This is a genomic window from Marinobacter sp. 2_MG-2023 (genome assembly GCF_030546935.1).
Taxonomy (GTDB): domain Bacteria; phylum Pseudomonadota; class Gammaproteobacteria; order Pseudomonadales; family Oleiphilaceae; genus Marinobacter.
In genome coordinates this window covers 144059-167910 of record NZ_JAUOPH010000006.1, presented here as the reverse complement: position 1 = coordinate 167910, position 23852 = coordinate 144059, and the positions used below count along the sequence as shown (strand labels likewise).

Genomic DNA, 23852 nt, shown 5'->3' with positions numbered 1-23852 from the left:
ATTTTATGATTTCGTGGTATACAAATATTAGGGATATTTTAAGATCTGAGCCTGAGGTTTGGCTTAGTTACTTATATGGCCAACAACTTCATAATCGCCCCCATTTTGTACGGGTGAAGCCTCGTTATGCCGGATTTTTTTTACAAGTTGCCAAGTTTTTCGCAATTTTGATTCGTGATTTTCGTCCAATAAAGCAGCCCCGGGTTAGGCAATCTGCTAAGTTTTTTGTCTTTGCCGGTAGCGTGAATCAACTGCGCTCGTTGGACAAAACCATTGAGGCATTGGGTAAAAAGGAAGGTGAAGTAGTAGTGGTAGGTAATCCGCGGATACTGTTAACCGAAGACCACGACAAAGGCTATATTCCTGTTCAGTTAACGCTTATTGATATTTTTAGGATTATTGTGCTTTTCTCTATTCGCGGCTGGGGTCTGTATCGAGTACTGAAGGAGAAGCATCCAATTTCTATAAGTTGGCATTTCTCTACATTCTGCAGTGCGTACATCTACCTTGTGTATTTCTACAGGGTGCTGTCGCAAACTAAGCCAGAGTTTGTCATATCAGCGAATGATCACAATGTACCTAACCGGTGTATGCTTGCCGTTGCTCATCATATCGGTATTAAAACGGTCTATCTTCAGCACGCCTCAGTAAGCGACATTTTCCCAGCACTGCGGGTACATTACGCGTTTCTAGATGGGCAGTGTGCGCTTGACACATACCGGGAGTGTGAGCCGAATCAACCGGCTACTTCCAGGAAGGCACCAGTGCCAGAAGTGATTTTGTCCGGACAGAAAAAGTACCTCAATCGAGTTGATAGTCACGGCGCAAACGTAATTGGTATAGCCTTAAACGCTTTGGACGATTCGGCTGCAGCGATTAAGTTCATTGAAACACTGACTTTAAAGGGTATTACTGTTCGGCTACGCTGGCATCCGGGGCAGGCATTAAAAGATACCCATGCTTATCGCTGTGCTTTTAGCGATAATGAATGGGTAGAATTAAGTGATCCAAAGCACGAGCCAATTTCTGTTTTTTTGGGAAAACTCAGTTGGTTAGTTGCGGGTAATAGCAGCATTCACCTGGAAGCCGCGTTGGCCGGCGTCATTCCCATATACTATGAGCTTACTCCGCCAGATAGGCCAGATTACTATGGATATGTCGAACATGGTTTAGTGCACCCAGCCGGTTCAGTTCAGAGCATTTTCGAGCTGATTAACAGTAAACTCGGTCGTCATAGCCCCGATAAAGAAGCTGTCCGTTACTACAGTTCCACCTACCTTACTGAATGGGACGGGCGCGAAGGTGAATTAGTTGCCGAGAGTTTGGCTTGTTTGAGTCTTGGTCAGGAGTTACCGGTAAGAAGCGTAACCTTTCTTGAAGGCAGCGGACGATAATAAAGAATTTTCAAATAAAGCAAATAAATTTCTAAAGTAAATGAAGTGAGGGCGACCACCGAATTCGCATCGGTTTGCTGGCATTAAATTAGTGTACCAACTGGGGAAAAATGGGCGCGATTTTTTCCTGCTTTATTTTAAAATTACTTCGATAGCCAAAGAGTTACTTGACAACACTCAGGGTTGATTTGTTTCGACGAGAGAATACGGAACAGTGTATTAGGAGTGTCATCAATGAATAGCTTTAACGTTAGATTACCCAGTGAAGACAGGGCACGGCTAGGAAATAGTTAACACCGTATAGCGTTGATCGAGTGGCCTTTACTATTGGTTCAGCCCCATGAGCCCCAAGCTGCAATTCAAGCGGAGGTTTTTTTAAAGACTTTTGGTTTCTACCTGCAGACAAATAGGAGTACCTCGGCCCGATGGATCTGGTTAATGGCTCATATTTCGAGGCACTGTTATTGTGCAGGTAAAACCCTCACGCGCACTGTATCAGCTGTTGTGCGTGCCAAACCTTTGACAGCGCTAAGGGTATGCAGGCTACTTACCGATACCTCAAAACCAATTGCTTTTCGTTATGGCTCATAGTTCATCTGAACTAGCTCTAGGGGCTTACTTTTTCACTCTGCTATTATAGTGAAAAGATCTGGAGGTAGATTGATGGTGGGCAGGGCTCTAATACGATTGGTGGAAAATGTCTCACCCTTGATTTCAAGGTTTTGAGAGTACTCTTTGCTTTTTAAGGCACTTATGCTCTATTCGCTATTTTTGATGCTTTATTTTTTTTCCTTTTCGTATATTCTTTTTAAGAAAAGAAGTTTGGACTTCTTTACATTGATGATTTGTTCGTTGGGATATTACTCTTTTCCTTTAGTGTTAGGGTTCATAGCTATACCTGGCGTTGTTGAAGGTATGATTATCGATGATTATATTTATTTAGTATTTAGTTTTGTATATGCCGTTAGCATTTTTTTTATGTTGTATAGTGATGCCTTAGGTTCTCGGGTGAAAATAACAGTTGTTGCTAGAGGTACTAAAGAACTTCAGTTTTTGTTTTTTGTGACTCTTGCCTCCTATTTGGTGGGAGTTTTTGATACTGGACCTTCCGATTTCTTTTTTGGGACAAAGAAGAATGGTAATGCACTAAGCCCTTTTATACCTGTTTCTTTGTGGTGTTCTCTTTTTTTATTTAGTGTTGCATATGCGGATCCGGTTAAAGATAAAGGTTCTTTGCTTCTAAGCGTTTTTGTTATATTAAGTGTTCTTTTTTATGGAAGTAGAGCGGTTACAGTTATTTTATTTTTGATGTTTTCTTTGTTGTATATTGGTTTTGTCAGGCTGAGGCTCTTTTCAAAAGTACATTATTTTTTGATTGGTGGAATGTTTGTAATTGCTTTTATTTTGTTCAAGGTTGTGTATTGGATGCTGAAGGTCGATGGTTTGATGCAATCTGCAAACAAGATCAGCGGTTTGGGACTCGATCGTGGTTATGATCTTTTTCTGGCAGATCCTATGGCGGTAATTTATAATTTTAACCTTGTGGTTATTGATCAGATGTCATTGCCCTTAACTTATTTGGTTCATCGAGCTTTGGCGTTCATTCCTTTCGCTAATACAATCTTTTCAGAGGTTTTAGGGTTTGAGTTTTTGAAGTTTTCCCAAATTCTTCAAGATGAATATCATGGCCTGAGTTGGGGATTGGCTAGCTCATTTATGGCCGAAATTTTTTCTATTGTTGGTGGTTTTTTTGTTTTCTTTTTTTTGTTTTTTTGGGTTTTTTTAATATATAAGTTTAATTTTCGATATAAGTCAATGGATGGGTTCCTTATTAGAATCCTTTTTCCGGTTTTTGTGTATTCCACGTTTTATATACACAGAGTGGATCTTACTTACGCGATTAGTGGTTTTAAAATGGCTATTTTTGTATTTTTATCTGCGAAAATATATGCTAGCTTATTTAATAATTTTAAGATTAAAGTGTGGTGAAATTTTGGTAGATATTAATAAAGTTGCATTTTTAGTAAATTCTTTGTCGGGAGGGGGGGCGGAGCGAGTCATTCAAACGCTGTCTAACTCACTTGTTGGTAAAGGTTTCGATATATACTTAATATTACTCGATGATGAAGATATTCGTTACGATTTAGATGATAGGGTGAAGGTTCTTCGTTTGAAAACTTCGTTTCTTTCAAAAGGTCCTCTTAAAATCTTAATTTTACCATTTCAGGCTGCAGAGCTATCTGTCGTTTTGAGGAGGATTGATGTTAAAAATGTTATTAGCTTTTTAGTTAGATCAAATTTTGTTTCTGTCATCTCAGGTATTTTTTCAAATCGTAAAGTTGTAATATCTGAAAGAAATTATTCGAAGCTTCAGTATAACAGTAAAGGGTTCAAGGGATTTGTGATGAATTCGCTTATTAAATTCCTGTATAAGCGAGCAGACTTAATTTTGCCTATTTCCCATGGTATCGAATGTAGTCTGATTAGCGATTATGGTTTGGATTCTAGAAAGATTAAAGTGATTCACAATCCACAGGATTTAAAGGCAATAAAAGAGCTTAGTGTTCAGTCCGGTAATGATGATTTTTTTATTAAAAATAATGGTTTTTTTTATGTGACTGTAGGTCGGTTGGTAGATCAAAAAGACCACGTGACCCTAATTAATGCATTTAAACGTGTCCAAGAAGTCCGTAGCGATGCGAAGTTAATTATCATCGGTGATGGCAGTCTGAAAAGCTATTTGAAAGATTCTGTTGATAAATTGAAATTGAAAGATCATGTTTTCTTCTTGGGTTTCGTAAATAATCCATTCTTCTACTTAAATAATTCGGATGTTTTTGTTTTTAGCTCGAAGTTTGAGGGTTTTGGTAATGTTCTGGTTGAAGCGATGGCGTGTGGGCTTCCAGTTATTTCAACAGACTGTCTTAGTGGCCCCTCGGAGATTTTACGCGACGGCGAATACGGAATTTTAGTAGAAGTTGGTAATGTGAATGAGATGTCTAATAGTATGTTGTCGTTGCTAGACAATAAAAAATATGATTATTATAGAGGGAAGTCTCTGGCTAGATCATTGGATTTTGATGTCGATATTGTTGAGCTTAAGTACTTAAGTGTATTTGAAAATTAATGCTTGTGATAATGTTGATCTGAATATTTCTATGGATTATGGTATTCGTCAACTATGTCTCAGAGTATTAGGTGTGTTTTAAATAGATAAGAGTCGGTTCGGATCTAGCGCTTTTCGGTACGCTGTTTTTTTCTAGTTTTCAATCTACTTTTTCTTGGTTGATTTCATGGTTTGAATTTGGCGTGTTCATAAATCTGTGATTATTTTAAAAATAAAATAATTAAAGGTTTATCTGTTCAATATAGGTAAAAGCGTTCGAAATATGTAGGGTTCGCATATTTTATGTTTTCCGAAAATTGCATTACTGGAATATATGTGCATGTTTCTGATTAATTTTATTATTTGACTTATGAGACTAAATTGCAAAAAAAGAATATTGTTTTTATAGTAAATACGCCTGAGTTCTTTTTATCCCATAGACTGCCACTTGCCAAAGCAGCAAAAGAAGCGGGCTGGAGTGTGGTGATTGTCTCAGGCTCCGGCTTAGCTGGAGAAAAAATTAAAGCGTTAGGTTTCACCCACTATGAAGTTCCTATCGCACGCAGCGGTCAAAATCCGTTCAGGGAACTATGGACTTTGCTGTGTATTGTCCGGCTGCTCCTTCGGTTGCAACCGAGACTCGTCCATTTAATAACCATTAAGCCAGTTCTCTACGGAGGAATAGCTGCAAGAATAACTGGAGTGAGGTCTGTGGTCGCTGCCATTTCCGGCCTTGGTACTGTTTTCCACTCTTCCTCCGATGGCGGTTATTTACGTCGGATGTTGGTGAAGATCCTCTACAGAGCCGCATTTAAGCAGGTGCGACTCAGAGTGATATTTCAGAATTCGGATGATAAAAATGCTTTGCTTCAAGCTCAAGCTATGAGGATCAGTGAAGCTCGAATGATCAAAGGATCAGGAGTAGATCTCCAAGAGTATCCAGTTGTACCTGAACCGGGAGAAATACCTGTTGTGGTCATGGCTGCTCGGTTGCTTAGCGACAAGGGTGTATTTGAATTTGTCCGGGCTGCTGAGATTCTAAAGAATGAGCGGGGTGTAGGTGTCGAGTTTCGTTTGATAGGCTCACTTGACCCAGGCAACCCAACCAGCGCAACGGAAGATGACCTGGCAAAGTGGAAGAGGGGCAAGGCTATCAGAGTACTTGGCTATCGGGCTGATATTGCGGATCAATACGGTGCTGCGAATATTGTATGTCTACCCTCATACTATGGCGAAGGCTTGCCTAAAAGCTTAGTAGAAGCAGCCGCTTGTGGCCGTGCTGTCGTCACCACGGACCACCCCGGCTGCCGAGACGCTATTAAGCCGGGCGAATCCGGAATTTTAGTTCCTGTAAGAGATTCAGTGGCGTTGGCAGACGCTATTCAGCTACTTCTTGAGTCTCCTGACCTTCGGGCGCAAATGGGGCGCCGGGGGAGAAAACTGGCGGAGGAAGAATTTACTATTGAGAAAATCGTAGATCAACACATGAAGATTTATGAAGAGCTTTTGGCCACATGATACAGAAACGAAGTCTGCTCGTGACCGGTGCTAACGGTTTCATAGGAAAGTCCTTAAAAAGACGGTTGGCCGAGCTTGAGTTTTCCTCTTGTGTGGGAGCCGTACGCTCAATTGAGTCGGCCAATCAACCAGGATTTATAGAGGTTGGCGACGTGGATGCTTTTACGCGCTGGGAGCAGGTATTGGAAGGCCTGGACACCGTCATTCACACTGCCGCTCGCGCCCATATCATGCAAGACAAGGCGTTAGACCCCCTTACTGAATATCGAAGGGTAAATGTGGAGGGGACCCTCAACCTTGCCAGGCAGGCTGTCGACGCTGGCGTTCGACGCTTTGTGTTCATTAGTTCGATAAAGGTGAACGGTGAGCAAACACGAAACAATCTACCCTTCACTGAGAAAGACAGGCCCGCACCGCAAGACGCATACGGTATTTCTAAGCTGGAAGCTGAACGGGGCTTGTTAGCGCTCTCGGATGAGTCTGATATAGAGGTAGTTATCATCCGGCCGCCGCTGGTTTACGGGCCAGGCGTAAAGGGAAACTTTGGTAGTATGATCAATTTGGTTGAAAAAGGCCTGCCACTCCCCTTGGGTGCTGTTAACAACAAACGTTCGCTCGTGGCACTGGATAACTTAGTAGATTTAATTATTACCTGCATAGATCACCCTAGCGCAGTCAATCAAATCTTCCTGGCGGGAGATGGTGAAGACCTTTCCATCACCGAGCTATTAAAAGGGTTGGCAAAAGCTAGCGGCAAAGTTTCAAAGTTGGTACCAGTGCCCGCAGGGTTTCTGATGTTCGGAGCGAAGGTCTTGGGGAAAAAAGCGATGGCTCAGCGCTTGCTGGGGTCTTTGCAGGTGGATATTTCCAAAGCTCGTAACTTGCTGAACTGGCAACCGCCGCTGAGTGTGGAAGAAGGGTTGAAACGCTGCTTCTCCGAAAAATAAGGATTTTCTGTGATTCGTTTACTGGATTTTATTTTTGCCCTGTTGGGGTTGTTGTTTGGTTTTCCGGTCTTGTTGGTGTTGGTGGTGATTGGCTTGTTCGATACAGGCTCCCCCGTCTTTCGTCAAAAGCGAGTAGGTCGTTATGGAGTTCCGTTCACTCTGGTGAAGTTCCGCACCATGAAAAAAAATACCGCATCCGTTGCCAGTCACTTGGCCAGCGCTGACGCAATTACACCTTTCGGTCATTTTTTGCGTCGTAGCAAGCTGGATGAATTACCACAGCTTTGGAATGTACTGAAGGGTGAAATGAGCCTGGTGGGTCCGCGTCCGTGTTTATTTAACCAAGAAGTGCTGATTGAAGAGCGCCAAAGCCGGGGCGTACTCGCCGCGCGGCCTGGGATAACGGGCTTGGCTCAGGTCAAAGATATTGATATGTCTACACCCCGGTTACTAGCGGAAACTGATCATGAGATGCTTGAGAACCTGACGGTTGCGGCATATTTTAAATATATTTTTTTGACGCTAGCGGGGAAGGGTGCTGGCGACCGTATCCCGGGTAAAGACTAATTCAAGGATCTATAAATGAAAATCGCCATCGCCGGTACCGGCTATGTGGGCCTTTCCAATGCTATTTTGCTGGCCCAGAACAACGAAGTAGTAGCTCTGGACATTGATTCAGAGAAAGTGGACTTGCTGAATAATCGCCAGAGCCCTATTGAAGATGTAGAAATCTCCGACTTCTTGGCCAATAAAGACCTGAACTTCACTGCTACCTTGGATAAAGCACAGGCATACCAGGGCGCAGATTATGTAGTGGTTGCTACACCCACGGATTACGATCCCAAAACCAACTACTTCAATACGACAACCGTAGAGTCGGTGATTCAGGATGTGATGACGAAAAATCCCACAGCGGTGATGGTTATCAAATCTACGGTGCCGGTGGGCTATACCCGAGAGCTTTGTGAGCGTTTTGGGACCAATAACATTATTTTCTCGCCGGAGTTTTTGCGTGAAGGCAGGGCCCTGCACGATAACCTTTACCCGTCGCGCATTATTGTTGGTGAACGTTCAGAGCGTGCGGAGGTGTTTGCCCATCTGTTAAAGCAGGGTGCGGTGAAAGCAGATGCGCCAGTATTGTTTACGGACAGCACAGAGGCCGAGGCTATCAAGCTTTTCTCCAACACCTATTTAGCTATGCGCGTGGCTTACTTCAATGAGCTTGATACCTACGCAGCCCGCCACGGTTTGAATACCCGCCAGATCATCGATGGCGTTGGTCTGGACCCGCGTATTGGCGACCACTATAACAACCCTTCGTTCGGCTATGGGGGCTACTGCCTGCCCAAAGACACTAAGCAGTTGCTGGCGAACTACGAAGAAGTGCCCAATAACCTCATCGGCGCCATTGTAGATGCCAACCGTACCCGTAAGGACTTTATCGCCGATGATATTTTGGCCAGCAAACCTCAGGTGGTTGGCGTGTACCGGCTGGTTATGAAATCCGGCTCTGACAATTTCCGAGCCTCGGCCATTCAAGGCATTATGAAACGGATCAAGGCAAAAGGTATTGAGGTTATTGTTTACGAGCCCGAGTTAGTTGAAGATGAGTTCTTTCATTCACGAGTCGTTCGTGAGTTGGATGCTTTCAAGCTGGCAGCGGATGTGATAGTGGCCAATCGCAGGAGTGAGAGCCTCGTTGATGTAGCAGAGAAGGTATATACCCGGGACTTGTTTGGCAGCGACTGACAGGCTTCCGGCGTTATTTATCAAGAAACAAGGCTTTGGGTGGTCCCTGTGTGTTCACAAAAATTGATGCTCATCCTCCCCTACTTAGGTTACGTTTTATGAGCGCTCTACCATCGTTTGGGTATTGCTTTCTTAAGGATTAGAAACATGTTCAAGCAATTTTTGAGACTTTCTCGTCTACAAAAGCGCATCGTTTCCCTAACTGTAGATGCAGTGGTGCTATCGTTTGCCCTCTGGGCATCTTTCGCACTGCGTTTAGAGCAAAGCCTTTGGTTACCGAATCAGGGCCAACTACTGGTTTCTGCACTAACGGTTGTTTTCACCTTAGGTGTATTCGTCCGTTTTGGCCTGTATCGCGCAGTCGTTCGCTACATGAGCGACCGAGCCTTCCTAACTATTATCATGGGTGTCGGCACCTCTGCCCTCGTGCTAATCATCCTCGGTTATAGCCTTCAAGTTCAGATCCCTCGCTCCGTCCCGATCATCTATGCTGCCGTGGCTTTTATCTTCGTCGGCGGCAGCCGCATGAGCGTGCGCATGCTGGTGCATCACACCTCCAACCGGGGTAAAGAGTGGGTAGCGATTGTGGGTGCGGGTGAAACCGGCGCCCAATTGGCCAAGGCTTTGCAGCAGGGCACGGAATACCACCCAGTGGTATTCATTGGCTTGCAGGAAGCTAACCATAAGGCCTTGATCGCGGGAGTGCCAGTGGTTGCTCTGAGCGATCTTGAACAGGCTGTTCGCGTTCATGGCGTGAAGCGTTTGCTGTTGGCCCTGGATGTCGAAAAGCAGGTCGATCGCCGGCAGCTGCTTAACCGACTGGAAGCACTGAAGTTACCGGTTCAGACGGTTCCTTCCATGTCAGAGTTGGTGGCAGGCCAGGCCCGGATTAACGATATTCGGGATCTGGAAATCGAGGATCTTCTAGGTCGGGATCCCGTGCGGCCGGATAACGCTCAGGTTGCGGCCAGCCTGTACAACAAGGCAGTGATGGTAACTGGCGCTGGCGGCTCCATTGGTTCCGAGCTTTGCCGGCAGATCATTCAGCACCGGCCCCGGGCTCTGGTTCTGTTCGAGCAGTCTGAATACTCTCTCTATGCCATTGAGCGGGAGCTGCAGGCGATTAACCGGATTGACGGGCTGGGTGTAGAGATCCACCCGCTTCTGGGCAGTGTGGTTCATCGTCGCCGGTGTGAGATGGTGATGCGCAGTTTCGGTATTCAAACGGTTTATCATGCGGCTGCATACAAACACGTGCCTCTTGTTGAGCACAACGTGATTGAAGGGGTGCAGAACAATACGTTCGGCACACTTCACGCAGCTGAGGCGGCCATTACGGCCGGCGTTGAGCGGTTTGTTCTGATCTCGACCGATAAGGCCGTTCGCCCCACCAATGTGATGGGTGCCAGCAAGCGTATGGCGGAGCTGGTACTACAAGGGTTGGCTCAGCGGCAGAGCAAAACGATTTTCTCGATGGTGCGTTTCGGCAATGTCCTTGGCTCGTCCGGTTCTGTCGTGCCTCTGTTCCGCGACCAGATTCGCGATGGCGGGCCGATTACGGTTACCCACCAGGATATCATCCGTTACTTCATGACTATTCCGGAAGCCAGCCAGCTGGTACTGCAAGCTGGCAGCATGGGCCGTGGTGGTGAGGTGTTTGTATTGGATATGGGTGAGCCGGTTAAGATTGCCGACCTGGCGCGCAAGATGATTCATTTGATGGGGCTTGTGGAGAAAACGCCGGATCGGCCAGAGGGTGACATTGAGGTTGTCTTCACGGGATTACGGCCGGGTGAAAAGCTGTTTGAGGAGCTGTTGATTGGGGATGATCCTCAGGGCACGTCCCACCCGCGCATTATGATGGCGCGGGAAGTATCGATGGCGTGGGAGGACCTGGAAGTGGTCCTGGGCAAACTTTCGCGGGCCAGCCAGGAATTTGACTGCCGAGAGATTGTCGAGACGCTGAAAAGCGCACCCACTGGGTTTACGCCGAATGACAATGTGGCCGATCTCGTGTGGTGCAATGGCGGCCATAAGCTGACGGTAGAAAAAGAGGGCAAAGGAAAAATACATCGCCTGCCTGTTTGAATGATTACAATAGACAACAAGGACTGTTGTGCATGATAAAACTATCCCACCACGGCGCCACATCTGGTGTCACTGGCTCCTGCCACGAACTTACCCTCGGTTTGGGGTCAGACCCCACCTCCGAATCGTCTTCTGCCGGCATCCTGATTGACTGCGGCCTGTTTCAGGGCGCAGAGAAGGGCGATAGCGCCGATGCTTCCAACCTTTCCGTTGATTTCCCCATTGCGCATATCCGCGCGCTCGTTGTTACCCACGTGCACATTGATCACGTCGGCCGAATTCCCTACCTGTTGGCGGCGGGGTTTGAGGGGCCGATTATCTGTTCGGAACCTTCCGCGATTATGTTGCCGGAAATTCTGGAAGATGCTTTGAAGATCGGTTTTACCCGGGACAAGGCGCTGATTGAGCGCGTACTTGGGCTGATTCGCTCCCGGCTTGTGCCTGTGCCTTACGGACAGTGGCATGAGGTTTTTGCGGAGCCGAGTTGTTCGCTTTTCGTTCGATTCCAGCGCGCAGGGCACATACTGGGTTCGGCTTATGTTGAGTGTGACGCGGTATCCGGCGATGAGCGTGAACGCGTGGTATTCAGCGGTGATCTGGGCGCGCCCCACGCGCCTTTGTTGCAGGAACCTGCTTCGCCGGAGAGGGCAGATCGGCTGGTTATTGAGAGCACATACGGTGACAAGGATCATGAGAGCCGGGAAACACGTCGTTATCGCCTGAAAGCCATTCTGGAGCGAGCGTTGGCAGATGGCGGAACAGTGTTGATTCCGGCATTCAGTATCGGGCGTACTCAGGAGCTGTTGTATGAGATGGAAGGTCTGATACACGAGTTTCGGAACGAGTCGGTTGCGGACGGCCTGGCCTGGGATGATTTGGAAATCGTGGTGGACTCACCCCTGGCGGCGGAATTCACTGGCATCTATCGCAAGCTGAAGCCATTCTGGAATGCGGAAGCCAACGACCTGGTTCAGCAGGGCAGGCACCCGCTTTCTTTTGAACAGTTAACGGTGATCGATTCCCACGCGGATCACCTGAATGCAGTGGAATATCTGGCCAGCTCTAACAGGCCTTGTGTGGTGCTGGCAGGCTCCGGGATGTGCGCCGGGGGTAGGGTGGTTAATTATCTCAAGGCGATGCTTGGAGAAGCCAGAAACGATGTTCTGTTTGTGGGTTATCAAGCAGCGGGAACGCCCGGCCGCGATATCCTCACATATGGTCCGAGGGGAGGATGGGTAGACTTGGATGGTGAACGCTTTGATATAAGGGCAAGCGTACATCAGGTGGGAGGCTATTCTGCCCATGCGGGGCAATCAGATTTGATCCGCTTTATTGAAGGTATTCCCAAGAAGCCGGCTGAGATCCGCATCGTGCATGGGGATGAATCTGCAAAGCTTGAGTTTAAGCAGCGACTTATTGAGATGAACCATTCGCGGGTGCTCATACCCGATAAGTAATGTAATTAACAAACTATTTTAATTTATTAATGACTGTTAAATGAATAGTCTTTGCCAACTATAAAGCGATGACTTATTATTCCTGTGATCTAAGAATTCCTTGAATCCTACTGTTCGATATTCCAAGGTCAGTTTCGGGTTTCAGAACTCGCGTTTTAGAATCCACAGAAAATATAAGGTTATAGCTTCATGGCAAAGATTAACGATTATTACCAGAAGAAGCAGCTTATGGAAAAGCTTGCGGATGAGATTAACCAACTGGAACAGGATCAGTCTCTGAAACGCGAACTGGCGTTTGAGAACAGCATTCGTGAGCTGATGAAGGAATATGACAAGTCTCCGAAGCATGTACTTCAGATTCTGACGGCGATTGACCCTTCTATTGCTGGTGCCAAAGCGGAAGGCAGCACAAGCACACGTGCCAAGCGACCGATGAAAACCTATAAGAACCCGCATACCGGTGAAGTGGTTAAAACCCGCGGCGGTAACCATAAGGTTCTGAACGAGTGGCGTGAAAAGCACGGCAAAGAAGCGGTACAGAGCTGGCAGCAAGACTGATCAGCCGGGTATCTAAAAAGGGCCAGATGATAAATTCACCTGGCCCTTTTTTTGTCTGAATTAAAGCTGATCAAAAACGATGACGCGATTTCTTCCGCCGTTCTTTGCAGCATACAAAGCTTCGTCTGCTTGCTGCATCCATTCCATATAGCTTTTTGCGGCATGATCTAGTTGTGCAATACCTACGCTCACCGTATAACGAATAGGGGCAATCGTGGTCTGAACAACGCTATCATTAATACTTTCTCGTATGCGCTCACATATTATGCGAGCTCCTTCAACATCGGTTTCCGGTAATATTATTCCGAATTCTTCACCGCCATAACGGCCGATACTGTCGGATTGCCGTAAGTTATGTTTGGCGGTTGTAGCCGCATGTTTGATTACCTCATCACCAACCAGGTGGCCGTAGCTATCGTTAACCTTTTTGAAGAAATCGATATCAAACATAACAAGGCTGGTTGCCTGGTTATAGCGGCGATAACGTTCAAACTCTGCATCCACCAGGTTCTCCCAGGTGCCTCTGTTCAGCAGGTTGGTTAACCGGTCGGTCATGCTGAGTTTGGCGAGTTGCTCGTTTGCCCGCTCCAGTGCGCGTTTGCCAGAGGCGATATCGGTTACGTCGTAGACCATAAGGCATATCTTCTCCACCTGCCCGGAACTGCCTGAAAGCGGGCTGATGGTGAGGTTCTGGAACATATAGTCTTCTGTTCCGGTAATGGGGCGCGTATTACGAAACCGGAACAGGTAGGGCCGTTGTTCCCAGGAGGTGAAGGCACGGGTGTTCAGCAGCGCAACTGCGTCCACTTTGCGGGTAAGCCAGGCTTCCGGGATATCGGGGAACAGCTCGAACAATACTCGATTTCGGATTTTGCTGGCGGTGATGCCGCTGTGGTTTTCCATAAACCCGTTCCATGCCTGCACTCGGAACTCCAGATCCAGTACCACCAGGCCAACCTCAACGGATTCCAGCATATCCACCAGCCAGTGGAAAGATTGGGCTTCAGTTTCGTCTAGTGTCATGGTTCAGTCCGTCAGGTATTGAAGGCGTTGTTCCAGGAAGGGCACTGAATCCTCCGTAAGCAGCACCAGCATGTCGCACTGTATATCCCGGTCTTCCAATGTGTAACTGAGTTCAATGCACAGGAGCTGTTCATCGCGGGAGCTCTGGTGTTCGAGCAGGTCTGCGATCTGCCGGTGCTGTCCTAGTACGCTTGGGTGACCAAGGCCAAGCTTCAGGTCCAGTTGGTCGCCCATACCTTTGAGAAAAGCCCCGAACAGTATGCTGGACATATCCATCAACACTTCGACGTTGACGGATTCACCCTCAAGCGTCTCGTAATGGAGGAGTTTGGCCATTTCCCGGAAGCTGGCGTCTGCAAACAGCAATAGCGCCTCGCCAGCAACACCTGCGCCCGTGAAGCCCTGACACACAGCAGAATAGGTATCTCTGTCGTGTGCGGCCGAGATGGCCATGTGGAGTTCGGAATTGGCAATAAAAGCGACTTTGGGGATGGGCTGCTTTACGAACACCCTTAACAGCCGCGCAAGCAGGTCTGATGAACGCCCCATGGCGACGTTGGATATTTCCTGCAGGTAATCGTTCAGTGAAATCGAAATTTCCTGTGCCGGAGACTCATCGCCGGGATTCAGCTCACTGTCGCTCAGCGCGGCACTTTCAAGGTCGCCGGGGCGATAAAAGCCGTAATCAGCAAGTAGGCTGAGCACAACGGCCAGGTCTGTCGGCTTTTTTATAAAGTCTATGGCGCCGAGTTTGCGTACCCGTTCCCGAGCTTCCGGCTGAATGTCGCCTGAGACCACGATGGTCATGATGGGCAGGTCTTCAGCCAGTACGCGTTCCAGAACCTCATAGCCATCCATCTCTGGCATGTTGAGGTCGAGAAACATCAGATCGGCTTCGTGCGCCCGAAGTTTGTTAAGAGCTTCTACGCCGTTGTGGGCAAAAAGAATGGTATCTGCAAGGCCTGAGGGTAGGGCTCTCGCCATCTGTTTTCTGGCAAGCGCGGAATCGTCACAGATGAGTATTCGGGTGGTCATGACTGTTGCCAGGAAAGATTGAATATCGTTTCATTAATTTTATCAGTGCGAAGTATAACAGCACGCTTACATATGTACACGCTAACGACACCTTTTAAGTTTGTTTTGAATGCCAGTGAAATGTAACCGTTTGTTATCCGTGTTTGTGACTGAGCTCACCCTATAGCCCGTGTGGTCTCCGCTATAGTGAGTATGTGCTAAGAAGAAGTTGTTAATTGCAAGTATAGGTTCCCTGAGTGCACCGGTAAAATTAAAAGTGACCGTGCAAACCCTTAACCCGAGACACTGCTATGCAACACCATGCGTATGGATACGCCGCTCTCATCACTTTGTGCCTTGGTTTCGCGCCTTTAGCCCAGGCTGAACTGGAGCCGATTTCCGAATCGGCGATGGGTGATGTGACGGGGCAGGCCTTTATGGAGATTGAAAATATCTCTGGCGCCTCGCACGAATTTACTCGCATGACCCTTGGCATGGATGTGGAAACGAGGGTAAATATTGATGATGCGAGAATTGGTGAGATCAATGGCGGCTCGGATTTCTCCGCATCTCATATTGCACTTGGCCATATCTCCCGCGATGCCTCGGCTGTTCAGCATGACGGCAATACCTATGCAGTGGGAGAGGTTGTGCCTTTCGAGGCGGTTCAGCCCTATATTGAGCTGGCAGAAGATCACGATAAAACCCAGTTGTCGGGATTCCGCATAGGGTTCCAGCAGGCGCGTGGATCGGTTTCTTCTCTTACCAGTAGTTTCAGCGGTAACATTGGTCTGAAACTGACAGACAGCGCCGGCACCGAGCACGACGCCACGTTGTTCAACGCCACCAGTAGCGCAACGGATTACCGGGCGACGCATATCGGAATCAACGATGACACCACAGATTGTTCTGCTGGCGTAAACTGCGCCCCCATGAGTCATTTGCAATCGGTTATCGTGGGTACCGATAACGGGGATACGACCACCGGTTTTACGGATGACTTCTTTATCGGTTTCCAGCGCGAAGGCGTCGAGTGGAATAGCCCGGATGGCGCAAACGTGATCAATGCCGGTAAGGGTGTGTTCATTAACCTGCCCACCAACATGAAGGTTGATATGAATACGCTGATCAATCAGGGGGTGTCACGCCTGCAGACTCATCGGGTGGATATGGGTACCAAGCTGTTTTGATTTTGTTAGACTCCTGAATTCAATGATCCACAAGGCAGGAGCCTTCCCTTGATCCGCTCGTTTTACTGGCACGATTACGAAACCTTTGGTGTAGACCCGGTTCATGACCATCCTTCCCAGTTTGCCGGTGTGCGAACCGATGCCGATCTGAATATTATTGAAGATCCGCTGGTCATTTACTGCAAACCCACCGATGACTACCTGCCATCACCGGAAGCCTGCCTGATTACGGGTATTACGCCTCAGAAAGCCATGGAAGAGGGCTTTCCGGAAACGGAATTCATCGCTCAGATTAACGAGGCATTCAGCCAGCCGGGCACCTGCGTAGTAGGCTACAACAGCCTGCGATTTGATGACGAAGTAACCCGCCATACCCTCTACCGTAACCTGCGTGACCCTTATGCCCGTGAATGGCAGAACGGGAATTCCCGCTGGGATATTATTGATATGGTCCGGCTGACCTACGCGCTTCGCCCCGAAGGCATCAACTGGCCGCGTAAAGAGGATGGCAGCCCTAGCTTTAAACTGGAGGCGCTGACCACCGCGAACGGTATTGCCCACGAAGCCGCCCATGATGCCATGTCGGATGTGGAAGCGACCCTTGCGGTTGCTAAGTTGATAAAGGAAAAGCAGCCCAAGCTGTTCGATTTTGTTCTGAATAACAAGGACAAACACTCCGCCCGCGCCATGCTGGATACCGCCGCTATGAAGCCGGTCTTCCACATCTCCGCGAAATATCCGGCCACGCGCGGATGCTGCGCCATGGTCGCGCCGCTCGCTGACCACCCCACGAACAAGAACCTGGTGATTGTATACGACCTGCGGGAAGACCCGAGTGAGCTGATTAACGCTACACCCGAGCAAATTCGGGAGCGAGTGTTTACCTCTCAGGCGCAGTTAGGGGACACGAAACGATTCCCTCTGAAAAGTGTTCAGCTGAATAAATGCCCTGTGTTGGCACCTGCAAACATGCTCACCACGCTTTCTGCTGAGCGGTTGGCTGAGCTTGAGCTGAACGGTGACACGCTTCGCGCCAACCTCTCACTCATACGAAAAGCTCCGGGCTTGGCGGAGAGAATCGCCGAAGCCTTCGATCAACCCCACGACGGCGACCTGACCGATCCCGACGAACAGCTTTATGCCGGCGGCTTTATATCACCTGCGGATCGTAATGAGCTGAACCGTGTGCTGCAAACACCGCCGGAAGCCTTGGTGGAGGAGACGTTCAATTTTAAAGACGAGCGCTTGCAGGAACTCTTGTTCCGGTATCGCGCTCGCAATTACCCGGATTCGCTGACCAGTGAGGAGGCCGAACGTTGGGAGACATTTCGGTCTCAGCGGTTGATGGCACCGAAGAAAGGCTGGCTCTCGCTTGAGGCATTTGGACTTGAGCTGCAAAGGCTTGCGACTGATCCGGAGCTGACGCCGCAGAAGCAGCAGATTCTGGAGGATCTGCACTTGTATGGGGAATCTTTGATCCCCTACATGTAATCAACGATTGGTTCTATCCGGGGTCAGAGAAGGTCTCTGGCCCCGGAATTTCGTCGGTTACCGGCGCCGCTGAAAATACACGCTCAGATTTTGCCCCATCACACTCTGCACCTCACTTCCCAGAGCCTCCGCCTGAATCTGCGTTTGCACGGGCCGGGTAGCCAGGCTGTGGCCGTCCTCATCGCGAGCCTTTACCAGCTTCCATTCGACTTCATTGCTTACCATTGCCATCAGGTCTTTCAGCTGAGCTTCATCCTGAGGCCGGAACCAGCGATCACGGCAGCCGCCCAGGCTATAGAAGTCGTCCTCGTTGGTAAGTTCCTGCCAAGTGGCATCCTGTCGGTTGGTAAGAACCATCCGGCGCAGTTGACGCAAGGTAGAGCGGGTTGGTTGCAGGTTATGCTCTGCGATCAGTTTCCGCATCTGCCGGTCGCCAGTTGTCTGTTCAGCAATGGCTGTATGCAGATGCACGATGGCGCCGGAGCCGGAGGCACTTTTCACCAGTGCGGCCAGCGAGAGTTCGGTCATTGCCGGGGAGGGCAGGCGACCGACTTCAACCCAGTGCACCTGATGGCCATCTGCCACAAACTGCCGGGCGATGGACCAGGGCCAGAATACAATGTTGCTGATCTCGGATTCGGTGGCCATGCGCGTAGCCTTGGCAATGTTGGCCAGGGACTCATCCACTGCGATCACTTCCACATCGGCCAGGTAACGCGCAAGTTCCATGGCACGTTGGCCGGACTGGGCACCGCACACCATGATGCGCAAGGTGTCTGGCAGGTTGTTTGTCGCCAGTCCCAGCTCGGTTGCCATCAGCGACTTCAGGCTGCTTTCAGCGCGATACGCCAGTTTTGACCACGCAGGCCAGGCTTGTGGCACATCCGTTTTGTCGAGACACAGCTCTTCTGCTTTCTCATCAAAGCACTGCTTGATGCCTTCTTCTTCAGCACGGTGATAGTAGCTGGCGGCCAAAACCGGTTGGAGGGCCAGTGGCCAGTCCACGAGATTCCATTGCCCGAGCTGAACCGCAAACTCCTGATGAAACAGGGCGCCGTACATGGCGCTGATCATCAATGTGCCAATCAGGGCCTCCTGGGGCTCGCCCATTACAAATTGCGCTTTTAGGCTGTCATTCACGGCCGCTACGAGTCGCTCTTCATCGTCCTCCGCTGCCAGCGCATAGCCGGTGCGGTCGGCATAAAGTGCTATGGCGAGTGCAAGTTGCTGGAGCTCGTCCCGTAGTTCAACGGTTTGGGCGACTTCCGCCAGAATTGCACGGCGCAGCATTACAACCAGCTCTTCCACGGCCGGATCTGGCATCAGTGTTTTTTGCAGTGCCAGAATCAGCAGCTCGTCCGCGGCGGCAGCATTCAGCAGAATTTCTGCCTGGGGGTTATCAAGATCGTATTGCTGGCGGATGATAGAGCCGACAAAACGACCGATTTCCTGGTGCGGCAAGCCTTCATGTTTCAGAAGTGCAACGGCATCCAGCGCGAGGTCACTATCCGTTTTATTCACTGCCAGATGCTGAGCACAGCTGAGCATGCCACTGTAGACAGAATCCCATTCAGCGCCCGCCTCCAACAGCTTGCGATAGTGTAGATACGCGACATCAAACTGACCCTGCAACCGCTTGGCATGGGCAACCCCGCAAAAAGCGGCGGCCGATTGCCGGTCGCAGTCCAGAGCCTGCAGGAAATGTTGCTCCGCCAAGGCTGGCCGCTCGGTTTTTAAAGCCCAGTAGCCCAGATTGGCGTATTGCTGTGCTTGGCCGGGTTGGATTTCCAGGCTGGCGGTAAAGAGGTCGTGGGCGTTTTCAAGTTGCCCGTTGTCCATTTCGACACGCCCCAATAATCCCAACGCTATGGCGTTGTTGGGCTCCAGTGCAATCACCTCTTCCAGGTAAACACGGCATTCCTGCCTGGCTTGCAGGCGCTGAATATGGCTAAGCCCGCTGCTATTGGACTCGCCATAGGCAAGGTTGGCCTGCAGAAGCAGGCGGGCGGCCTGAGCCTGTTGGGAATGGGATTCCTGAATGTGATGTTTGGCTTGCATGGGATACCTCATTTACCTGCCGCTAGATTCAAAAATTGCGGCAAAGGCCTGCAGTTTTTGGTTGTTTGCTGTGCGTTAAGTGAGGTATTGCGAAAGGTGTGCCAGTTTTCGAGGCTGGTACAGAGGGGCTACAAAGAAAAACGGCCGGGTTCTTAGCCCGGCCGTTTTGTTTTCTGCGAAGGAGTTTAGCCCTGTAGCAACTGCAACACCTGCTGAGGTCTGGCGTTGGCCTGGGCCAGCACCGAGAGGCCAGCCTGCTGGAGTACCTGAGTGCGGGCCAGTTCGGCGGATTCTGCGGCGAAGTCGGCATCGCGGATTCGGCTGTTGGAGGCCGAGAGGTTTTCTGAGGTGGTTGCCAGGTTTGCGATCGTGGATTCGAAGCGATTCTGCACCGCGCCGAGCTCTGCTCGGAAACCGTTGATTTTGTCGATGGCGTAATCAAGAGTGGACATTGCCTCGTCGGCACCGTCCGGCGTTGAGATGTCTATGTCATTAAGCGAAACAGTATTTGCGGTGGCGGTATAAGCCTCTACCAGGTCAATTTCATTGGTCAGAGGGTCACCATCAAGATCAGCTTTAATATCGACATCGATGTCTCCGCCAAATTGTGATGAGAAAACGATCTCGTTGTTGGTTCTGTCCAGGTTTGCCTTGACACCTGTATCGTTGGACTGAGCGTTGATCTTTCCGACCAAGTCGTTCAACGAAGTAATGTTGTCGGAAGAGAACGATACTCCGTTGATGCTGAAGTCGACGGTGGTTTTCTGATTAGTGTCGAAGTAAGCGGCTAAATCACCACCTTCTGCGCTGAAGCTTTGGGTAAAGTTGTTGGGGGTGCCAGCGCTGTCTGTCAGGTCAAGGGCAACCGGAACCGTTTCGCCGGTGCTGTTCGTAAAGATCAGCGTGTCATCCGCAGTTTCTGATACGGTGATGCCGCTCGCAGCGGCAATGGCGGTTTCAATATCGGCAGTGAGGGTGGCTAGGTCGCCCGGAGCGGTACTAGTGCCTGTATAGGCAGTACCGTCTATCGTGACTGAATAGGTGACATCTCCAGTGTAATCGAGTCCCAGTGCGTTAGATTCGGTATCAAAAGGAGCGACCTGATCAGTGAATCCGCTAGTCTTCCCTAGGGTCGCTCCGAGTTGACTCCCGCGGGAATCTAATCCACTAATGCCGATTGTCTCACCGGCGTTTGCGCCTACCTGGAATGTTTGGGTGCCGAACGTGCCATCAAGCACTTTCAAGCCGTTGAAAGAAGTCTGGCTGGCAATCCGGTTAATTTCTTCAACGCGTTGCTGAACTTCCTGATTTAGTGCCTGGCGGTCTGAAATGCTATTTGTCGCATTAGCAGACTGCACCGCCAGCTCACGAATGCGCTGCAGGTTGTTGGTGATCTCATCCATCGCGCCTTCGGCAGTTTGTGCCAGAGAAATACCGTCATTGGCATTTCTCTGGGCCTGGTTCAGCCCGGAGATCTGTGACTCGAACCTTTCGGAAATGGCGAGGCCGGCGGCATCGTCTTTGGCGGAGTTGATGCGCAGGCCTGAAGACAAGCGTTCAAGTGCTGTGTTGGCCTGAGTCTGTGAGGCGTTCAAGTTACGCTGCGCATTCAATGAGGCAATGTTGGTGTTGATGACCTGAGGCATATCTAGTCTCCCTGCTCAGAGGTGCCGGGTCACGCTGCTCATTGTGCATCAGGCAGCATACCGGCAAAAAATTCGTTAATGACCGTTTTGTGGAAGACTAAGCGAAGGGTGTGCCAGTTTTTTTGTATGAACCTTAACTAGCTAATAAATATAGCGTTGTTTGCTATTTTCTGATGCTTTTTGCGAAGGGCCTGCCATATTCCCGGCGGCGAGTGTGGGAAGCAAGTTGCCGCTTTTTTCAGGTACGTCTCAGACTAAATTAACGATTTTTCTGAAAGCCAGGAAATAAAAAACTTATTAAAACAATAGGATAGCGCTTTAGATTCGAGCTTTTACATTCCTTTACAAAATCCTGCCGGTTTTTTCTAAAGGAAGAACAATGAACGCCGTTAAGTAAATCAACAGGGCGGCGCTCCAAACCAAAAAGAGAACGCCAGACCTTATCCATGAAAAAACGACTTCTGTCGAAGGGGAAGCATTATGGCTCTCGGAATTAACACTAACGTCGCTTCATTGAACGCTCAGAACCAGCTTGGTAAATCTCAAAGCTTGAATGACCAGGCTCTTCAGCGTTTGTCATCTGGCCTGCGCATCAACTCCGCCAAAGACGATGCCGCTGGCCTGGCGATCTCGACTCGCTTCCAGTCCCAAATCTCTGGCCTGAATGTAGCGACCCGAAACGCTAATGATGGCATCTCTCTGGCCCAGACCACAGAAGGCGCGCTGGACGAGATCACCAATAACCTGCAGCGGATTCGTGAACTGGCCGTTCAGTCTGCCAACGCAACGAATAGTGACTCTGATCGGGCTGCGTTGAACGATGAAGTTCAGCAGCGACTGGAAGAAATTGATCGAATTTCTTCTCAGACTGCCTTTAACGGACTCAGGGTGTTGGATGGTTCGTTTGGTCAGCAGGACTTTCAAGTGGGTGCGAATGCCGGTGAGACGATCGGTATTAACCTGACTCAAGGGACTCGAGCTTCCCAAATTGGCTCGATTGCACAGGTTGATCTTGATGTTGATGGAGAAGCCATTGCTGATGGGCAGTCATTCACACTTCGTGTGGGAACTGGTGAGGTCCAAACGGTCGATATTGAAGCGGGTAGCAGTGCGGCTAGCATCGCGGATACTATTCGCTCTACTGTTGGTGGAGCTTCGAGTGTCACTGCGGAGAATTCACAAACAATTGACTTTGCTGACGTTACTTTAACGACTGCAGCTTCCGGAGCGGATACGGAAAGCTACACCCTTACTGTGGGTGTGGGGAGTGAGAGTGTTGATCTGGCGTTTAACAGCCCGGAAGCGGATGGTGCCAATACGGTTACCGTTGAAGATGTCAGGGATGCGATCAACAGTAATTCCGTTCTTGCTGACTCAGGAATCTCTGCTTCCGTGGACGGTGGCGATTTGGTAATCGCTCAAGCTGATGGTGAAAATTTCACCATCCAGGAGGCTGCTGCTGTTACTGGGACCGCAACCATTACAGACTTGGATGCAGAAGGTCTTCTCGACTCAACTGGTTCTGCTGGATACGGTACCGAAACGAATTTCTCCGGCACAGTGAGCTTTACGGCGGAAGACTCGGTTGTGGTTGACGGAACGGATGTTGCCTCTGTCGGCGCTGCTCAAAATGTTAGTGCTGATGGATTTATTGAAGATATCGATATCAGCAACGTTGATGGTGCAAATGAAGCGATTGCCCGTGTAGATGCTGCCCTCACCTCAGTAAACGGCCTGCGCGGTGAGCTGGGTGCGATCCAGAACCGCTTTGAGTCCACCATTGCGAACCTGAGTACCTCGGTAGAGAACCTCAGCGCCTCCAACAGCCGTATCCTGGATGCTGACTTCGCGGCAGAAACTGCTAACCTGGCCAAGTCCCAGGTACTGCAGCAGGCCGGTATCTCCGTCTTGGCACAGGCTAACGCCCGTCCACAGCAGGTTCTGTCCCTCCTGCAGTAAGGGATCAGCGGTAACAGCCGGAACCTTCGGGTTCCGGTTTTAAGCCGTCCAAGGATAGAGAGGTGAGCTATGAATGACGTTAACCTGAGCAGTCCGGGCCTGAAACTGGTGCGTACTGACAGCCAGGCTCCGGTAAAGGCAATGTCGTCATCTCAGGCCGAAGGCAGTAATGCCTCCGAGCTTGTTTCTTCATCTTCTGAGTCAGCTGCGCCGGTTGCGGTGGCTACCCGAGGTCAGGATGTTTCTAAAGCTGAACAGCTCAAGGAACAGAATGACGCGCAGCGGAAAGAACTGGATTCTGCGGTTTCGCAGCTGAACGATTATGTTCAGAACGTCCAGAGGGATCTGCAGTTTGAAGTGGATAACGATCTGGGGCAGACCATCGTTCGTGTGGTGGATCAGCAAACCCAGGAAGTTGTCCGGCAGATGCCTGATGAGGTGGCATTAAGGTTGGCAGAAAAATTGCAGCAGGATGAACCGCTGACGTTGTTTAACATTAAAGTCTGAACGCTTGCCGTTTTGATTTAAGGCTGACAACGGTATTCCAGCACCGCCGCACCTGAAGGGGCCGGCGGTGTTTTGCGTTTTGGGTTAAAATTCGGTTTAACAGGTTGTTACAAATCGCATGAAGAAAGGGGCAAAGTTTTGCCGTCT

Annotated in this window: 18 protein-coding genes; 14 read left to right on the top strand and 4 right to left on the bottom strand. The window is 49.4% G+C overall.

Annotated elements, in window-relative coordinates; genetic code table 11:
* Positions 1–5 precede the first annotated feature (5 nt).
* From Q4501_RS16225 to Q4501_RS16180, 10 genes are all read left to right on the top strand, one after another.
* The gene (locus Q4501_RS16225; protein ID WP_303597306.1) at positions 6–1394 is read left to right on the top strand and encodes a hypothetical protein; all 1389 of its coding nucleotides are present in this window, start codon (positions 6–8) and stop codon (positions 1392–1394) included.
* A gap of 822 nt (positions 1395–2216) precedes the next feature.
* Complete coding sequence (locus Q4501_RS16220; RefSeq protein ID WP_303597305.1) at positions 2217–3383, top strand: hypothetical protein; 1167 nt, start codon at positions 2217–2219, stop codon at positions 3381–3383.
* Between the two features lie 4 nt (positions 3384–3387).
* Positions 3388–4521, top strand: a complete 1134-nt coding sequence (locus Q4501_RS16215; protein WP_303597304.1) for a glycosyltransferase — start codon at positions 3388–3390, stop codon at positions 4519–4521.
* Positions 4522–4881: 360 nt separating this feature from the next.
* Positions 4882–6018 carry a glycosyltransferase family 4 protein gene (locus Q4501_RS16210; protein ID WP_303597303.1) on the top strand — a complete coding sequence of 379 codons (1137 nt, stop codon included), beginning with the start codon at positions 4882–4884 and terminating at the stop codon, positions 6016–6018.
* Complete coding sequence (locus Q4501_RS16205) at positions 6015–6965, top strand: SDR family oxidoreductase (protein WP_303597302.1); 951 nt, start codon at positions 6015–6017, stop codon at positions 6963–6965. Before Q4501_RS16210 ends, Q4501_RS16205 begins: the two co-directional genes overlap by 4 nt.
* A 9-nt stretch (positions 6966–6974) precedes the next feature.
* Positions 6975–7532: a sugar transferase gene (locus tag Q4501_RS16200; protein WP_303597301.1), complete on the top strand. Its 558-nt coding sequence runs from the start codon at positions 6975–6977 to the stop codon at positions 7530–7532.
* 15 nt (positions 7533–7547) lie between these two features.
* Positions 7548–8714, top strand: coding sequence for a nucleotide sugar dehydrogenase (locus tag Q4501_RS16195; protein WP_303597300.1), 1167 nt, complete (start codon positions 7548–7550; stop codon positions 8712–8714).
* Positions 8715–8861: 147 nt separating this feature from the next.
* Complete coding sequence (locus tag Q4501_RS16190; protein ID WP_303597299.1) at positions 8862–10802, top strand: nucleoside-diphosphate sugar epimerase/dehydratase; 1941 nt, start codon at positions 8862–8864, stop codon at positions 10800–10802.
* Between the two features lie 32 nt (positions 10803–10834).
* Positions 10835–12259 carry an MBL fold metallo-hydrolase RNA specificity domain-containing protein gene (locus Q4501_RS16185; protein WP_303597298.1) on the top strand — a complete coding sequence of 475 codons (1425 nt, stop codon included), beginning with the start codon at positions 10835–10837 and terminating at the stop codon, positions 12257–12259.
* A gap of 189 nt (positions 12260–12448) precedes the next feature.
* Entirely contained in the window at positions 12449–12817 is a 369-nt protein-coding gene (locus Q4501_RS16180; RefSeq protein ID WP_303597297.1) for a histone-like nucleoid-structuring protein, MvaT/MvaU family, read from the top strand.
* 60 nt (positions 12818–12877) lie between these two features.
* Here Q4501_RS16180 and Q4501_RS16175 read toward each other — a convergent pair whose 3' ends face one another.
* Both Q4501_RS16175 and Q4501_RS16170 read right to left on the bottom strand, forming a co-directional pair.
* Positions 12878–13840, bottom strand: a complete 963-nt coding sequence (locus Q4501_RS16175; protein ID WP_303597296.1) for a sensor domain-containing diguanylate cyclase — start codon at positions 13838–13840, stop codon at positions 12878–12880.
* Between the two features lie 3 nt (positions 13841–13843).
* Positions 13844–14875: a response regulator gene (locus Q4501_RS16170; protein WP_303597295.1), complete on the bottom strand. Its 1032-nt coding sequence runs from the start codon at positions 14873–14875 to the stop codon at positions 13844–13846.
* 290 nt (positions 14876–15165) lie between these two features.
* Here Q4501_RS16170 and Q4501_RS16165 point away from each other — a divergent pair, with 290 nt between their 5' ends.
* The gene (locus tag Q4501_RS16165; RefSeq protein WP_303597294.1) at positions 15166–16044 is read left to right on the top strand and encodes a hypothetical protein; all 879 of its coding nucleotides are present in this window, start codon (positions 15166–15168) and stop codon (positions 16042–16044) included.
* 48 nt (positions 16045–16092) lie between these two features.
* Complete coding sequence (gene sbcB / locus Q4501_RS16160) at positions 16093–17535, top strand: exodeoxyribonuclease I (RefSeq protein ID WP_303597293.1); 1443 nt, start codon at positions 16093–16095, stop codon at positions 17533–17535.
* A 57-nt stretch (positions 17536–17592) separates the two neighbouring features.
* Here sbcB and Q4501_RS16155 read toward each other — a convergent pair whose 3' ends face one another.
* On the bottom strand, positions 17593–19593 hold the full coding sequence (locus tag Q4501_RS16155; protein WP_303597292.1) for a hypothetical protein: 2001 nt from the start codon (positions 19591–19593) through the stop codon (positions 17593–17595).
* 185 nt (positions 19594–19778) lie between these two features.
* Complete coding sequence (locus tag Q4501_RS16150) at positions 19779–21239, bottom strand: flagellin (protein ID WP_303597291.1); 1461 nt, start codon at positions 21237–21239, stop codon at positions 19779–19781.
* A gap of 480 nt (positions 21240–21719) precedes the next feature.
* Here Q4501_RS16150 and Q4501_RS16145 point away from each other — a divergent pair, with 480 nt between their 5' ends.
* Positions 21720–23198, top strand: coding sequence for a flagellin (locus Q4501_RS16145; protein WP_303597290.1), 1479 nt, complete (start codon positions 21720–21722; stop codon positions 23196–23198).
* A 69-nt stretch (positions 23199–23267) separates the two neighbouring features.
* Complete coding sequence (locus Q4501_RS16140; protein ID WP_303597289.1) at positions 23268–23705, top strand: flagellar protein FlaG; 438 nt, start codon at positions 23268–23270, stop codon at positions 23703–23705.
* Positions 23706–23852 lie beyond the last annotated feature (147 nt).

Excerpts from the sequence above, each read along its gene's own strand:
- Q4501_RS16140 (WP_303597289.1), top strand. The coding sequence starts at position 23,268 with ATGAATGACGTTAACCTGAGCAGTCCGGGCCTGAAACTGGTGCGTACT.
- Q4501_RS16225 (WP_303597306.1), top strand. The coding sequence starts at position 6 with ATGATTTCGTGGTATACAAATATTAGGGATATTTTAAGATCTGAGCCT.
- Q4501_RS16145 (WP_303597290.1), top strand. The coding sequence starts at position 21,720 with ATGGCTCTCGGAATTAACACTAACGTCGCTTCATTGAACGCTCAGAAC.
- Q4501_RS16175 (WP_303597296.1), bottom strand. The coding sequence starts at position 13,840 with ATGACACTAGACGAAACTGAAGCCCAATCTTTCCACTGGCTGGTGGAT.
- Q4501_RS16180 (WP_303597297.1), top strand. The coding sequence starts at position 12,449 with ATGGCAAAGATTAACGATTATTACCAGAAGAAGCAGCTTATGGAAAAG.
- Q4501_RS16165 (WP_303597294.1), top strand. The coding sequence starts at position 15,166 with ATGCAACACCATGCGTATGGATACGCCGCTCTCATCACTTTGTGCCTT.
- Q4501_RS16195 (WP_303597300.1), top strand. The coding sequence starts at position 7,548 with ATGAAAATCGCCATCGCCGGTACCGGCTATGTGGGCCTTTCCAATGCT.
- Q4501_RS16150 (WP_303597291.1), bottom strand. The coding sequence starts at position 21,239 with ATGCCTCAGGTCATCAACACCAACATTGCCTCATTGAATGCGCAGCGT.
- Q4501_RS16185 (WP_303597298.1), top strand. The coding sequence starts at position 10,835 with ATGATAAAACTATCCCACCACGGCGCCACATCTGGTGTCACTGGCTCC.
- Q4501_RS16155 (WP_303597292.1), bottom strand. The coding sequence starts at position 19,593 with ATGCAAGCCAAACATCACATTCAGGAATCCCATTCCCAACAGGCTCAG.
- Q4501_RS16190 (WP_303597299.1), top strand. The coding sequence starts at position 8,862 with ATGTTCAAGCAATTTTTGAGACTTTCTCGTCTACAAAAGCGCATCGTT.
- Q4501_RS16205 (WP_303597302.1), top strand. The coding sequence starts at position 6,015 with ATGATACAGAAACGAAGTCTGCTCGTGACCGGTGCTAACGGTTTCATA.
- Q4501_RS16170 (WP_303597295.1), bottom strand. The coding sequence starts at position 14,875 with ATGACCACCCGAATACTCATCTGTGACGATTCCGCGCTTGCCAGAAAA.